This is a genomic window from Virgibacillus sp. MSJ-26 (assembly GCF_018918075.1).
GTDB lineage: Bacteria > Bacillota > Bacilli > Bacillales > Amphibacillaceae > MSJ-26.
In genome coordinates, this window is the sequence record NZ_JAHLPW010000010.1 from 62,690 (window position 1) to 77,788 (window position 15,099).

14 protein-coding genes and 1 pseudogene are annotated in these 15,099 nt (G+C 39.8%); 6 read left to right on the forward strand and 9 right to left on the reverse strand.

Features of this window, described 5'->3' with window-relative positions; all coding sequences use genetic code 11:
- The first annotated feature begins 292 nt into the window (after window positions 1-292).
- Complete coding sequence (locus KQI49_RS10855; RefSeq protein WP_216488903.1) at window positions 293-967, forward strand: uracil-DNA glycosylase; 675 nt, start codon at window positions 293-295, stop codon at window positions 965-967.
- A 134-nt stretch (window positions 968-1,101) separates the two neighbouring features.
- Here KQI49_RS10855 and KQI49_RS10860 read toward each other — a convergent pair whose 3' ends face one another.
- The 4 genes from KQI49_RS10860 to KQI49_RS10875 all read right to left on the reverse strand — a co-directional run bounded on the left by KQI49_RS10860 (window position 1,102) and on the right by KQI49_RS10875 (window position 4,739).
- Window positions 1,102-1,587: a VanZ family protein gene (locus KQI49_RS10860; protein WP_216488905.1), complete on the reverse strand. Its 486-nt coding sequence runs from the start codon at window positions 1,585-1,587 to the stop codon at window positions 1,102-1,104.
- A gap of 99 nt (window positions 1,588-1,686) precedes the next feature.
- The gene (locus KQI49_RS10865; RefSeq protein ID WP_216488907.1) at window positions 1,687-3,099 is read right to left on the reverse strand and encodes a sodium/glutamate symporter; all 1,413 of its coding nucleotides are present in this window, start codon (window positions 3,097-3,099) and stop codon (window positions 1,687-1,689) included.
- A gap of 187 nt (window positions 3,100-3,286) precedes the next feature.
- Window positions 3,287-4,474, reverse strand: a complete 1,188-nt coding sequence (locus KQI49_RS10870) for a pyridoxal-phosphate-dependent aminotransferase family protein (RefSeq protein WP_216488908.1) — start codon at window positions 4,472-4,474, stop codon at window positions 3,287-3,289.
- Window positions 4,475-4,583: 109 nt separating this feature from the next.
- Window positions 4,584-4,739: a hypothetical protein gene (locus KQI49_RS10875; protein WP_216488910.1), complete on the reverse strand. Its 156-nt coding sequence runs from the start codon at window positions 4,737-4,739 to the stop codon at window positions 4,584-4,586.
- Between the two features lie 121 nt (window positions 4,740-4,860).
- On the opposite strand from KQI49_RS10875, the gene KQI49_RS10880 reads away from it, so the two are divergent.
- Complete coding sequence (locus tag KQI49_RS10880; RefSeq protein WP_253286798.1) at window positions 4,861-5,457, forward strand: YczE/YyaS/YitT family protein; 597 nt, start codon at window positions 4,861-4,863, stop codon at window positions 5,455-5,457.
- An 84-nt stretch (window positions 5,458-5,541) separates the two neighbouring features.
- On the opposite strand, the gene KQI49_RS10885 is transcribed toward KQI49_RS10880, so the two are convergent.
- Window positions 5,542-5,751 carry a hypothetical protein gene (locus KQI49_RS10885; RefSeq protein ID WP_216488914.1) on the reverse strand — a complete coding sequence of 70 codons (210 nt, stop codon included), beginning with the start codon at window positions 5,749-5,751 and terminating at the stop codon, window positions 5,542-5,544.
- 143 nt (window positions 5,752-5,894) lie between these two features.
- On the opposite strand from KQI49_RS10885, the gene KQI49_RS10890 reads away from it, so the two are divergent.
- The 3 genes from KQI49_RS10890 (at window position 5,895) to KQI49_RS10900 (ending at window position 8,457) form a co-directional block, all read left to right on the forward strand.
- On the forward strand, window positions 5,895-7,490 hold the full coding sequence (locus tag KQI49_RS10890) for an aspartate:alanine exchanger family transporter (protein ID WP_216488915.1): 1,596 nt from the start codon (window positions 5,895-5,897) through the stop codon (window positions 7,488-7,490).
- A 163-nt stretch (window positions 7,491-7,653) separates the two neighbouring features.
- On the forward strand, window positions 7,654-7,857 hold the full coding sequence (locus KQI49_RS10895) for a hypothetical protein (RefSeq protein WP_216488917.1): 204 nt from the start codon (window positions 7,654-7,656) through the stop codon (window positions 7,855-7,857).
- Window positions 7,858-7,869: 12 nt separating this feature from the next.
- Window positions 7,870-8,457 carry a hypothetical protein gene (locus KQI49_RS10900; protein WP_216488919.1) on the forward strand — a complete coding sequence of 196 codons (588 nt, stop codon included), beginning with the start codon at window positions 7,870-7,872 and terminating at the stop codon, window positions 8,455-8,457.
- Between the two features lie 119 nt (window positions 8,458-8,576).
- Here KQI49_RS10900 and KQI49_RS10905 read toward each other — a convergent pair whose 3' ends face one another.
- Entirely contained in the window at window positions 8,577-9,230 is a 654-nt protein-coding gene (locus KQI49_RS10905) for a VC0807 family protein (protein WP_216488921.1), read from the reverse strand.
- The gene (locus KQI49_RS10910) at window positions 9,227-9,979 is read right to left on the reverse strand and encodes a MerR family transcriptional regulator (protein WP_216488923.1); all 753 of its coding nucleotides are present in this window, start codon (window positions 9,977-9,979) and stop codon (window positions 9,227-9,229) included. The genes KQI49_RS10905 and KQI49_RS10910 overlap by 4 nt, the downstream gene beginning before the upstream one ends.
- Before the next feature lie 185 nt (window positions 9,980-10,164).
- On the opposite strand from KQI49_RS10910, the gene KQI49_RS10915 reads away from it, so the two are divergent.
- Window positions 10,165-11,322, forward strand: a complete 1,158-nt coding sequence (locus KQI49_RS10915; protein ID WP_371817562.1) for a M20 family metallopeptidase — start codon at window positions 10,165-10,167, stop codon at window positions 11,320-11,322.
- Between the two features lie 457 nt (window positions 11,323-11,779).
- On the opposite strand, the gene KQI49_RS10920 is transcribed toward KQI49_RS10915, so the two are convergent.
- Entirely contained in the window at window positions 11,780-13,474 is a 1,695-nt protein-coding gene (locus KQI49_RS10920) for a transglutaminase domain-containing protein (RefSeq protein ID WP_216488928.1), read from the reverse strand.
- Between the two features lie 118 nt (window positions 13,475-13,592).
- Window positions 13,593-15,011: pseudogene (locus KQI49_RS10925) on the reverse strand (YfcC family protein).
- Between the last annotated feature and the right edge of the window lie 88 nt (window positions 15,012-15,099).

Here is a 15,099-nt window from a genome sequence, read left to right on the forward strand (position 1 = left end):
CGCAAACGGGTGAATTTAAGTCTTATGAAGCAGGGGTTGTTACGAATCGGGTCTGTTGTTATTATTCTATGTAGGCTCTGTTAATGAGTAGATTTTCTTTTCACGCATCACGATGTCTTTGCTACTGCCATTCCCTTGCTTGCTGTGTGTAAACTTTTCAATCGAAAATTGAGCGGAAATGCCTAGGTAATAACTAGCTTTGGTACCTTTTGAGGATGGATGTTAGAAAGAGTAAAAAGGTTGTTTATCCTGCAATAATGGGGTAAAAGAACTGTGAAAAGGGAGTTTTTATATGAAACAAATTTTAAAAAATGATTGGGCACCTCTATTGAATGAAGAATTTTTAAAGCCTTATTACTTGGAGTTAAGAGAGTTTCTGAAAAAAGAGTATATGACTAAAACAATTTATCCACCGATGGAAGATATATACAATGCGCTACATTATACGTCATTTCGAAACGTTAAAGTGGTGATTCTTGGGCAAGATCCTTATCATGGTGCCGGTCAGGCTCATGGGTTAAGTTTTTCAGTGCAACCTGGTGTGAAGCAACCTCCGTCACTTGCCAATATTTTCAAGGAACTTCAAAGCGATTTGAATATCGCACCACCAAGTGATGGTTACTTGGTGAAATGGGCTAAACAAGGTGTTCTATTATTAAATAATGTTCTCACTGTAAGAGAAGGTCAGGCTCATTCACATCGAGGGAAAGGGTGGGAACAATTTACAAATCGAGTAATTGAAACCTTAAATGAAAAGGAACATTCCGTAGTCTATATATTATGGGGTAAAGCGGCGCAAGATAAACAGAGATTAATAGACCTGGATAAGCATTACACAATTAAATCTCCTCATCCTAGTCCTCTATCTGCTTATCGAGGTTTCTTTGAAAGCAAGCCTTTTTCAAGGACTAATAAAATTTTACGGCAAGAGGGGCTTGATGAAATAGACTGGGAGATTCCGCTTTAATTAAAGTGTTGCGTGAGAAAATTAAAGTTCGATATGTCACTGCTCGGCTGAGGTGCGTCGCCGCTCGAGTTTGATGCTTTCGTTCTCGACCGAGGCGCATCACCGCTCGAGGAATAGAATATGGACAAATTTGATTATGCTTCTTCATTACTTGTGCTACTCACTATTTTCTTTAATTGAGCAATCATATAATAAATACTTATTCCCGTAATGGATCCAAGGCTATCGATGAATACATCTCGGACTTCCCCGCTTCTTCCGGGAATAAACAATTGATGAGTTTCATCAGAAATTGCATATAGGACACAAATCAAGAATGCCAATGTGGCTGATTTTACGGCATGTGGATAACTTTTCTTCAATGCATTAAAGCATAACATCCCTAAAATCAGATAGGCGATAAAATGGGCACTTTTACGAAAGAGATGGTGTAATGTTCCCATATCCAGGCCTTCAAAAGGAATGATTCCTTCAACTCTATTTAAAATAGACATGAGTAATCCGGAACTCAGTCCACTTGAGACGGATGATGGTTGATGTGACAAATAAAAAATGAGCGCCATCCAAAGAATGACAGCGATCCATGATGCAAATTTTACATGATTGGTTGTTTTAGACATAATCTTCTTCCTTACTTCTATAGGCAGCTCTTTTATTTTAGTTTACCACTTTATTAGTGAGTTGTGAAAGGCAAGATAGTTGTATTTGCTATCTTACTTTCACCGTTTTTTTCCATAATAAAACAATCCAACAACTAATCCTATCACACTCATGACTGCTGAGAAAATCAAGAATGGGTAGGGTCCGAAATTGTACAGAATAGGAACGGATAATGCTGTTACAAGACCGCCGCCTAAAAACGGTTCGTAAACGAGCTGCTTGTATCCGAATGCTTCAAAAGCCGGTGATTTATTTTCAGGATCTACTACACGCATGAGCAAGAGTCCTGTTGCTGTGATTCCAGTCGATTGGCCAAAATCGCCAATACCACGTTCAAACCAATACTCGGGTATCATACGCTTTGCTAAAAACATGAATGTAAACACATTCCAGACAATTCCTGCTAAGGCTAAGGTTAGAAATGGAATTATATACTGGCCGATAATATCTAGCGAAACGGTCCCTATCGCTGTTAAAATCAAAACATCTAAAGCGAATCCTTGAATTCTATTAATCATTTTCCAATCCAATATATGTTCTCTATCCACTTTGCTTAGAATGTATTGTAAAGTAATACCCCCAATCATAGCGAGTGGGAATAACGGAATGTAAGTCATAATTTCGGTTCCAGTCCAAGCTCCCCATGTAACAGATTCAATCCAAATCAATACTTGCAAAATAATATAACCGATAATGACTGCCAATCCTACAAGCGCAAAGTGAAGTGACATGGGTTCGATTGATTCAGGGCGTACTGTGAGTTCAGCAGCTGGTTCACGATTTTCATATTCCATAATGCCTTGCTTTCGTAATTTTGAAAAACCTTTAACATCCCTGATTACTTTCGTCTTTTGCTTTCTCACTCCCCAATTAATAAGGATAATGCCTACAATGACACCAGTTAAAACACCAATGGTAGCTAGACCTATTGCTAGATCATATCCTTCCTCAAAGCCTAATTTTTTAAAAGTCCCCTGTAACCCGGCTGCTGTCCCATGACCTCCTTCAAAGGCAATTTCTATTAAAGCCCCAGCCATCGAAGGTAAACCAAATACTGGTGTAATGAATAAAACCATTAATAAAATTCCGATGACATACTGACCCCAACCGACCGTCCAACCGTAAGCGAGCTGAGGCCCACCATAATCCAAAACGTCTTTTTTCGAGGGTATTTGTTTACCTAAAAATAAAGTAGCGAAAACAATATTGATCATCAGTCCAGGCAATTTATCCCAAACAGTTATAATGGTATCTGGAAGAGCACCAGAAGTGAGCAAACTTCCCTCTTCTGCCCACAAACCTATTAATTTCCCTAGTACTTGAGGACCAAGTAAAAGAGCTATAAATCCAGCAATCATGGAAGATGGTAAAAATAAATTTTGCATCCATGTTACCTTTACTCTCAGCCACTTACCTATTAATATAAAAATACCTAAATATAATAGAGCAAATCCAATTTGATCTGGTGACATCATTGCTCCCCTCCCTTAAATATGCATGTTCCCAAGTCTTTAACATGGTTAAACATAGCAATATTCGCATGAATAAAATGAACAGGGAGAGATTATGCTTAGAAATAAAGAAAAAGTCACCCTTATGTGATAAACATAGATAAGGCTGACTTTTTTGCTGTTTACAATTTTATTTTATTCAATTTGGTTACTCATTCACTTTTTTATGAAACATGACCTTTGTTGCTGCTTCAATAGCAACGCCAAGACGGATTTTCGCACCTTTATCCTTTAAGATTTGCTCTAGTGCTCCTAGTAATGTAACCACATTTGTTTCTTTACATGAACAACCCATCAAGCCAATACGCCAAATTTTTCCTTTTAATGCTCCGAGACCTGCTCCCACTTCAATAGAGTAATTGTTTAAGAGTTCTTGGCGCACCTCTGCTTCATTAACGCCTTCGGGAACACGAACTGCTGTTAATTGGGGTAATCGATATTTTTCATCAACATGAAGCTCAAGGCCCATCTCTTCAAGACCAGCATGGAGTGCTTTTCCTAGACGTTCATGCCGTTCAAATGCATTTTCTAAGCCCTCTTCTTTAATAATTCTAAGGGATTCGTGTAGTGCGTAATTCATACTAATTGGTGCTGTATGGTGATAAGCTCTTTCGCTTCCCCAATAATCGCGAATCATCGATAGATCTAAGTACCAACTTTGTACTTTATTTTTCTTATTTTCCATAACATCTAAAGTACGCTTGCTGAATGTAACAGGTGCTAATCCAGGAGGGGCACTTAAACATTTTTGTGTTCCACTGTAGCAAGCATCGACTTTCATTTCATCAATTTTAATTGGACTTCCACCAAGTGAAGTCACAGCATCAAGGATAAGTAAGGCATCATGCGCATGGACAATATCTGCGAGGCCTTCTAACGGTTGCAGAGCACCAGTTGACGTTTCTGCATGAACAAGCGCCACGAATTTCACATCAGGATTATTCTTTAACGCGGTTTCAATTTGTTCTTGCGTAAAAACGTCGCCCCAATTCGCATGGATTTGAATCACTTCAGCACCGCAACGTTCAGCGACGTCAACCATCCGCTCACCGAAGAGTCCGTTTACTCCGACAATCACCTGATCGCCCGGATCAAGCAAGTTGACGAAGACCGTTTCCATACCTGCACTTCCCGTTCCAGACATCGCGACGGTCAGCTCATTTTCCGTTTGAAAAACATAACGCAATAACTGCATCACTTCATCCATAACTGTCATAAACTTCGGATCCATGTGACCAATCATTGGCGTTGCCATCGCCTTTAAAACGCGTGGGTCAACATCACTCGGTCCCGGTCCCATTAAAATACGTGAAGGTATATTTAACTCTTTAACCATCTTGCCTTCCCCCTTAGATACTGCTTTATTTAACTTAAAGATACCATGAGTTCTGATTATTGTAAAAGTATTCAGATGGGCTGAGTAGGAATGAGAGTTTTTTGTGAGATTAGTAGGAAAGCGGTGCGCGAGTTGGCGGTGATGCCGCCCGAGTTGGACCTGTTGTCGCCCGAGTGGGAGCCATTCCTGCCCGAGTTGACCGTTCCACCGCTCGACCAAGGCGTCTTACAGCGCGAGCGCCATAATCACAGGTCACCCACCACATAAAACTTACACCAAAGAAAACATTCCCTCGCTATCTATGATAAGGTAGAAGAAGTATGTTTGTTAAAAGGAAGTGAAGTACATCTGTGCAGAGGCTTTTGCGGGCAGGATTACATTTTTATTTGATAGGATTAATTATATTAACGTTGGGTATCGCGCTGACCATCCAATCTGCGCTTGGGACGTCGCCGTTTGACGCGCTTCTCGTTGGACTATATCGAACATTTGGACTCACGATTGGAAGCTGGGAAATTGTGGTGGGTACGACGATGTTGTTATTAAATGCGTTGGCCGAGAAAAAACAGCCGGAATACGTAGCTTTTCTCACATCATTCCTCACTGGAGTGGGCATCGACACTTGGTTGTTCCTCATCCAGGATCACTTGGCACCGACAGTTTGGAGTGGACAGACTATTGTTCTCATCCTCGGTCTTCTGTTCAGCGCATTAGGGATAGCGACTTATTTACATTCAAACATTGCTCCGAATCCAATGGATCGGTCGATGTTAATCGTATCCGAACTAACGGGATGGAATGTTTCCAATGCACGTGTTGCCATCAACGCAACACTTGTAATTGTCGCCTTTCTATTTAGCGGACCGATTGGCATTGGCACACTAGCCAACGCTTTATTCTCAGGCATGATTATTGCCTTTTTCTTGCCCTATATCAATGCTATGAGGCAGAAAAGTCTACCGAAAGCAGAACGAGCATCTTGAATTTTTCCCACGCAACTCAAAAGGGAAGGGATAACTTCCCCCTTCCCAATACTCACCATAAAACCTAACTCAGCATCATTCCACTTATTCATCTTCTATTAAACGAGCCACTTCTCCGCCACATGTTTTACATTTCCCTTGGAGCAAAATACCATTATCCTCATCAAAAACAGAATAATCTTCAATGGTCGTTACCCTACACTTCAAACAAAAAACATTACTTAGTAAGCGCTCGCGCATTTCTTTTGGGATTTTCCTCCACTTTTTTTCTGCATTAATATCACTAATTGACATATTGAAACCGCCCTGCTATTTTGCACATATCCAGTACATATCTACCAAGACATAAACTTTCCAAAGTTTCTTCTAGTCTTTTCTTTATTTTAATCCTAGATTTAGTAAAATAAAAGTATAGCGCATCAAGAAGGAGCATAACGATGGACCAGATAATCAGTTTGTTGAACGAACCCCTTATCTTAGTATTTATTATATTATTCTTAGGCTCATGGCTTGGTCAAATAAAAGTAAAAGGACTCAGTCTCGGAGCAGCTGGTGTACTACTCGTTGCTATGGTTTTTGGGCATTTTGGCTATGAAGTGTCGCCGATCGTTCAAAACTTAGGACTTAGTCTGTTTATTGTCGCTATTGGACTCCAAGCTGGTCCCCGTTTTTTCCGTATGATGCGGTCAAAAGGGATGATTTTTGGCCTTATTTCTTTATCTATTATTTTAATATCAGTCATCACAACTGTAATTGTAGCAAAAGTGTTCCATTTATCCGCTCCATTAAGTGTCGGCTTGATGACTGGCGCCCTCACAAGTACTCCAGGACTCGCCGCTGCCTTACAAGCAACAAACGACCCGCTCGCTTCAGTGGGATATGGGATTGCCTACCCATTCGGTGTCCTCGCTGTCGTGTTATTCGTACAACTTTTGCCAAGACTTTTAAAAACTGATTTAAAGAAAGACCTTGAAAAAGCGAATAATCCGATTAAGAGCGCTCATCCACCTATCGTGGCAACCATTAAAGTGACCAATCCAGATTTAGATAAAAAAACATTAAAAGAACTTGCTTTTCATAAAAGTTCAGTGGTCATTAGCCGCGTCATTCGTAATGGTCATACCAATATTGCTTTAAGTGATACAGTCATTCTCCTTGGTGATAAACTTGTTGCTGTTGGTATCAAGCCTGAACTCGAAGCATTTACTCATTATGTGGGTGAAAAAGCGGCCGTTGAACTCGATAACCCAGACAATATTCAGCTGCGAAAAATTACCGTTGAAGCAGATGATATTGTGGGGAAATCCATTAAAGATTTAAAACTTCGACATGATTTCGGTACCACCGTCACTCGTATTGTTAGAAACGGCATCGAACTGAATCAAAATCCAAACATGCCACTTATCCGTGGTGACATGTTAACCGTTGTTAGTACTGAAGATAGACTTGATGAAGTCGAACAACTCTTCGCCAAGCAAAAACTAACCGTCACTAACGTGCATATCTTCTCCATTAGTCTGACATTACTCATCGGAGTCTTGGTCGGCATGCTTCCGATTTACTTGCCAGGCCTTGGAACCATCACTCTTGGCGTAGCGGGTGGCCCCTTATTCGTCGCGCTTATCATCGGACATTTTGGAAAACTGGGCCCCGTCCATGTGCGTTATTACGGTCCCGCCAATCTTGTCGTACAAGAGCTTGGCCTCGTTTTATTTCTAGCTGGAGCGGGAACAACCGCTGGCCAAGGATTAGTAGAAGTCATCCAAACGGAAGGCCTCAAGCTTGTTTTCGGTGGAACCTTAATCACCATTATGCCGGTTATTATTGGTTATTTTATCGCAAAGAAAATGTTCAAACTAAGTATTGTTCACTCCCTAGGCGCCCTTTGTGGTGGCATGACAAGTACGCCCGGACTCGGAGCACTCAACCAACTGATTGACGCGGAAGATCCAGCGATTGCTTATGCTGCCGCTTATCCTTTCGCTCTTATCTTTGTAGCCGTCGCCGCGCAGTTGATTGTGTTTTTCTTGTGACGCGACGCTCTACTTCCGGGCAGCATGGTTGCATAAAGATTTTTCTAAAAAAGCCATTGAATGGTTGTCTTTCGGGGAAAAGTAAATCGATCCATTGTTGGAGTGCTATTCATTGTATCGTGACGGCACCTAACACTATAATGCGGGTAAGGGGGTTAAAGCTATGAAGTTCGGAATACGCAAACCTAGTTTAAAACGGAGCATTTCGGCTAGAACGAGTATTAAGAGGCAAGTGATTCATCGTACGGGAATGAAGATGCCACGCGGTAAAGGGTATCTCCGTAATCCTAAGAAATATGCTTATAATAAGGTTTATAATAAAACGACTGTCGGCTTTTTTGGTTTGTTGAAGAAATTGTTTAAGTAGGAGGTATGTGTTGTGGATGTGTGGTATTTAAGTTATGGGTCGAATTTGTCGGTTGACCGTTTTCTATGTTATATCGAGGGTGGTGCGCCTGAGGGATCGACGAAGAATGAGTTAGGTTGTTTTGATAAAACACCGCCGAAGGAAAACGTCAAAATGGAAATTCCTTACCCACTTTATTTTTCTAAGGAAAGAAGTAAATGGGGTGAGGGTGGTGTGGCATTTATTGACCATCATCCTGTTGACGATGAAGTAACAATTGGCAGAAAGTTCCTAATTACGAACGAACAATTTAAAGAAGTGGTGGCACAGGAAAATAATGAACAAGGTTTGGATATTGATTTGGATAAAGTTATTCGAGAAGGTGCCGCTAAAATCACGGACGGTTGGTACGGTCGTATTATGTATTTGGGCGAAAAAGATGGGGCGCCTATTTTTACTTTTACGAGTAACGTGCCAATGAGCGAACAAAAGATTAAAGAACCTGCTCAAGCTTATATTCGAACGATTGCGAGGGGCTTGGTGAAGATGGGACTGACTGAGCAGGAAGTAAGTCAATATATGAAGGAAAAACGCGGGGGTGTGGATCCGTTTAAGTTATAGATCTCTTGATGATAGTGGCGCATGATGAATATAATTGCATTTACTGAATCAAACCCGTGAGGCAGCTGAATTAAATCAAGTCTGCCTCAGATCTATTTTTCAAGGTATAAAAATCATTATCATGTAGAAGTGGCTTCCTCCTTTTTAACTCCATGTAGTTTTTTCAAGTAATTATTAATGGGAACACTTGAGTAAAAATATAGCCCCATAATCAACGCGCCGAACGTCCAGCCTGCTACTTGTCGATATAGAATCATACCGCCATAGCCATCTACACCATATTTTTGGAGTAACCATGTTTTAAGACCTGCCATGAAAAGGCCTCGGATTACAAATATGCTTTGAATCAGTTGATACCATTTAAAAATCCCTGGTTGATAAAATAGCTTCTTACTCTGCTCTCGGGGATGCCCTTGCTGTAAGTAAACAAAATCTACAGCGAAATAAAGAGCGAGAGGACGTTTTATGATTAGGGTAATCATATGTATAAACGTAAAAAATAATCCTAAATAAATCCCATTCCAAATCATGTTTTCAGCTGATCCTGAAGCGAGATCAACTACCGTACTCAATAAAAGCGAACTAATAATGAATAGACCAGCAATATTGAATTGTTTTTCTTTCCAAAATCGATAAATCGTATAAATGAATCCAGGCACTGTCGATAGGAGCATAGCCAAATAGTCACCTAGAAACCCTTTTCCATAATTCCAAATAATAAACGGTAAGGCCATATAAAAAATTATATCGGCTGCTGCAAGTTTTCTATTCATTTGTTTTTCTCCCCTTCTCCATAAAAATAGTAGTACACTGCTTTTTCAATGTAATTTACAGCTTGCTCATTGAAATTCGCAAAGCCGATATTTCCTTGCTTCCTATGAACATCCCATGCTTTTTGAGCCGTTTTTGCGTCTCCTTCATACATCTCCAACGTTAAGTTGCTCCACCTACCGGCAAGCTTTAGTGCCTGTTGAGAATTTTCAGGTACTCCAACTTCAATTGCCTGTTTTATATCTCTTAATAATTTGCTCCATTCCCAAGTTATAGGACGATCTTCCCCAAACTGTGGCAAGTTGGCAATCAGTGCTTGCTCCTCGGATGTGAAATTCTTTTGCCTTGCTTTTGCTATGTTATTTTTCGTCTTTTGATCCATTTGCATCCCACTAAATACATCGTCCAAATGCTCATAATTTCCAATATCAAATAATTGTATTGCTGTCGTTATCTTCTTTTTGGCTTTACTTAATTCATCAAGCTGTTCTTCTACAAATTTAAGGCGCATTTCTAGCAAATCTCTAGGGTTCTGTACGCTCTCTTTAAGCAATTGTTTAATTTCGTTAAGATCAAATCCGATTTCTTTTAACGTCAATATATATTCGAGAGTGGTGAGATTAGAGTCATCATAGTAACGCCGACCTCCTTTTCGAATGTCAGAGGGTTTTAATAGATCGATTTCATCATAATAACGCAATGTTCTGACCGTTACAGCACTAATTTTTGAAAGTTCACCGATTGAATACATGCACTTCCTTCTTCCTTGACTATTTTTAATATTCCCTATTATACAACATTACGTTACGTTAGGTGCAATAGCTTTTTTATTAAAATGAGTATTAATCTCTAAAAATACGGGACCAAACAACTTTTCCCATCCATTGGTTGCTATATGATATAATTTATAAATAGATTTTTGTCACTTTAGGGGGAATACGCATGTCATTAAAAGAAGAATTCAATAAAATCAAAGAGGATTTTTTTCATATAAGTAAGCAATTATATGATCACCCGGAACTGGGAGATGAAGAATATGAGTCGATGGAGTTACTAGTAAACTACCTTCGTTCGCATGATTTTGAGGTTGAAACAGGGCTTGTTGATCGGCCAACCTCTTTCCGAGCTGAATTCAAGGGAGAAAAAGACGGACCGACGATTGCTTTTTTGGCTGAATATGACGCATTGCCCGGCATTGGTCATGGATGTGGGCATAATTTAATTGCTACTATGGCTATAGGAGCAGGCGTTGTTTTAAGTAAACAATTAAAAGACATTGGCGGTAAAGTGATTGTTCTCGGTACGCCAGCTGAAGAGACAAATGGAGCTAAGGTACCGATGAGTGAACAAGGTACGTTTGACGATATTGATGTAGCCATGATGGTGCATCCTGCCGGCGAATCTGAAGAAAGTGGGGCTACTCTTGCTATGGACGCCATCCAATTCGCTTACACAGGAAAGGCTGCCCATGCAGCAGCAGCGCCTGAAAATGGGATCAACGCGCTTGATGCAGTCATTCAGTTGTTTAATGGAATTAATGCATTAAGAGAACATGTTCCGGATGATATTCGTATGCATGGTGTTATTTCTGAAGGTGGGCAGGCAGCGAATATTGTTCCAGAAAGAGCTGTCGCACAATTTTATTTCCGTGCTGAGAAACGTGAGGATTTAGATGAAGTCCTGAAAAAAGTTACCAACATCGCTGACGGAGCTGCTTTAATGACTGGTGCTACAGTAGAAATGTCTAATTACGAGATTAGTTATGACAACATGATTACGAATCAGGCTTTATCTGATGCCTTCACAAAAAATCTCAAATCAATAAGTCCACGTCCTGTTAAACCTGCAGCCAAACCCGGTGGCTCAGCAGATATGGGAAATGTGAGCCAAGTCGTGCCAGCAATCCACCCATATGTTGGAATGAACGATGCCAATTTGAATTTTCACACAACAGCATTTGCCGATCAAACGATTACTGACGATGGTCGTGAAGCAATTACAAGTGCGGTACTCAGCTTAGCTCAAACGGGGTATGATGTAATAAAGAATAAAGATTTGTTTCAAGCGATTAAAGAGGGGTTTTCAAAGAAATAACTAAGGTTAATTGTTACTGTCATAAAGAAAAGCGCCCATATAGCCTCAAACAGGCTGGGCGTTTAATCTAGATATAGGAAAAAGCTACTCCCGCACCATATTCCGGCTAGTACATCTGCTTTATCCTCCCCGGATTTGCTCCTGAATCATATTTCAGAGAGGGTACCCGATTTACCCTCCCTGGTTTTGCTCCTGAATCATATTCCAGGGAGGGTACCCGATTTACCCTCCCTGGTTTTGCTCCTGAATCATATTTCAGAGAGGGTACCCGATTTATCCTCCCTGGTTTTGCTCCTGAATCATATTTCAGAGAGGGTACCCGATTTATCCTCCCTGGTTTTGCCCCTGAACCATATTCCAGGAGGGGATCTAGCACTTTGGCAAAAATCGCCACTGCGGTTTCTTGCTTAAGCTGTGCCTGAGGCTAAACGAGCGACCCGCGCTTTTGTTCTTTACATTAGTACAAAAGTTCTTGCCGTGTATGTGTTTCTTCTAGAAAATCTGGGTCTGGATCAAAATAGTCTTCATTGTATTTAAAATGAAACTCATCTCCATCCACATAGCCTGCGCCCCAGGTCGGATCCATTTCAATCCATTCGCCGTCAATGTTCGCTTCTACCCATGCATGGCGACCACCAGCATACCCCGCGACATAGCGTGATTCAATATCAATACTTCTAAGAAGGGCAGTCGTTAGGAATGTATAATCCTGGCAAATGCCAGAACCTAAATCTAGTGTAGTTATTGCGCTATCGTCAGGATGGAAAATATCATCCTTGAACTTTTCAACATCATATTCCACATTTTTTGATACAAATTCATAGATAGCCTTTGCTTTCTCACGATCATCCTTTAACCCTTTTGTAATTTCTCCCGCTTTTTTAATCATGATCGGATGATCCGATTCGACACCTCTTGATGGCAAGATATCTCGTTTATCTTCAATATTGCTAACCTCATGTTTAATAGATAAAGCTGGAATGAAATGAAACTCATTTTTCTTTTCTTGTTCTTCCTTAGGTACATGAACCGTTACTTCATATTCTCCTGGTCCAAATCGGAAATGGGTGACTCCTTCAAATTCGTAATCCTTCACCGGTATAAAATAAGTCGCTTCATCTTTACGATCATTTGTATGTCGGACTTTGACAATGACATGGCTGACTGTATCTGCTAGAGGTGCATCTTTGTCAATTCTACCTTTTATCGGATATTCGATTTGATCTTGCTCTGTTTCGATATCCCATCCAGGCGTTTCTAACGTCATCCCACTCTCTAAATAACTCCCGTATTGAGTTATTTCAGGGAATTCTTTGTTAGAATCGTTATTAACATAAAGAAGTGCAGCATCGTAAAAAGTACCCTCTTTATCTTCTTTATCATCACTGTATAGTTGCAACTGAATAGAATGGGTTCCTTTTCCATAATATAAAGGAATCTCACCTTTAAAAGAACCATCTTTAATAGGGATGGTCACTTTATTTTTTTCCCCCTCTTTTTCAACCTCAGCTAAAAGAACATTTCCTTCATATTGATCACTTACTGTACCCTCGATTTCCATCATTTCAGAGGCTTGGTTCCACCCTGTAATGGAATCCGACAGTGTTAATTCCTTTTGTAAGCTATAGGGAGTGTATTCGACATCTCGTATGATCTCTTTATCGAGATTCTCTACTTTAAAGTTAGCCACATCATAAAATTTATCTTCTTCAGCGGGATCATTACTAGGTAAACGAACCTTTATTAGAAATTCGCCTTCTCCGTTGTGAAGGTTTAAATTCTCTTTAAACTTCCCATCTTTAATCGGTATGTAATGCTCAAGTAGTTTATTATTAATTTCTTCAATGCTATTTGCTTTTTGGATCGTAACCCAAAGATAATCATCGTTTAGCTCATCTGCTTGTTCGATTGTTCCTTCAAGTGAAAATACCGTTTCAACTTCACTAGACAGCTCTTCTAAAGTCAAACCGACTTCTTCACCAAACTCTGATATCTCGACGGCAACAGGTTCCGTTGTTTCCGCCGCCTCCGCTTCTACTGCTTCTTCTTGTGGCTTCACTTCTGATTCATCTGCATCTTCACCAGACTGACAAGCAGCAAACAGTGAAAGCATAATCAAACTAATTAACCCTAACGTATACGTTTTCTTCATTATCCTACCTCTTTTATCTAGTTAACTATTATTTTACACTTCATTTTCATTAGTTTACCAGTCTAAACTAGACCATTCAAGAGGCCAAAGGATCAACTTCAGACCAAATTCTCATTATTTATACTGTCCATACAAATAAATGCGCTATCGTTACAAGAACCGCCCCAGCAATGAATTGAATTAAAATTAAAGGAATGACCCATTTAACCCACTTCACCCAAGGTATTTTAGCTAATGCCAATGAAGCCATTAGTACACTTCCGGTTGGTGTTAAAATATTAGAAATCCCATCACCTAATTGGAATGCAAAAACAGATGTCTGTCTGCTCACGCCGGTTAAATCAGCAAGTGGTGACATAATCGGCATCGTTAATGCAGCTTGCCCACTTCCTGATGGTACGATGAAGTTTAGAAAGTTTTGTGTTACATACATGCCAATTGCCGTTAAACTGGTTGGCAATCGATCCAAAACGCTAGAGATTGAATGTAAAATCGTATCGATTGTTAAACTATCTTCAAGGACAACTAGAATACCGTAAGCAAACCCTACAACTAGCGCTCCGACTACTAATTCTTCGCACCCTTTCACAAATGCTTGAGCAATCTCATTAACTCTTAGTTTTCCAATAAAGCCAACAATAATGCCCATCAGGAGAAATAGCCCGCTAATTTCGGTAATATACCAATCAAACATTGTGACTCCAAACGCTAAGCCGACGACAGTGATTCCTAAAACAGCTAATATTAAAGCCTGCCTCGCATCCAATGTTTTTTCATTGTCCGGCTTGAGTTCTTCTACATTTCGTTGTTTATCAAATTCATACATACTACTTATCGCAGGGTTTTTCTTAATCTTTCGAGCATACATGATCACATAAGTCACACTAATGATTACAAAAACAAACCAAGCAATTAGCCTGAATCCTATTCCTGAGAAAAGAGGCACATCAGCAATTCCTTATGCCACACCAACTGTAAATGGATTTAAAAAAGCAGCTGTAAACCCAGCATAAATACCGACCAGTACCATCGATGTTCCAACTAAGGAATCAAAGCCTAATTTAATCGCTAACGGGACTAAAATTAAAATCATCGGTATAGCTTCTTCTGCCATGCCAAATGTTGCACCACCAAAAGAAAATAACACCATCACAACAGGTATGATAAGAATTTCCTTGCCTTTCATTTTATTAGATACGGTGCTCAGTCCGGTTTCAATTGCTTTTGTCGCATTTAATATTCCAAATGCCCCACCAACAATGAAGATAAAGAATATAATACCTGCTCCGTTTTCCATACCTTTATGAACGGCTTGAAATATCCCAAGAAAATCAGTAGGATTAGATTCTACTAGGTGATATGTTCCATCTACAACGACTTCTCGACCATCATCGGTCATTTGTCTATCATATTCGCCTGCCGGAATGATATATGTAAGGATTGCCATAATTACAATTAAAGAAAATAAAATAACAAATACATGTGGAAACTGAAACTTTTTCTTTTTTGCTCCTTGAGTTTGTGTAACTTTATTCATTATTTATTCCTTTCATCTTATAAATATAAATCAGTAAAATTAATACACGAAGAAGATTATATACGACTTATGTTATCTAGTCAAAACT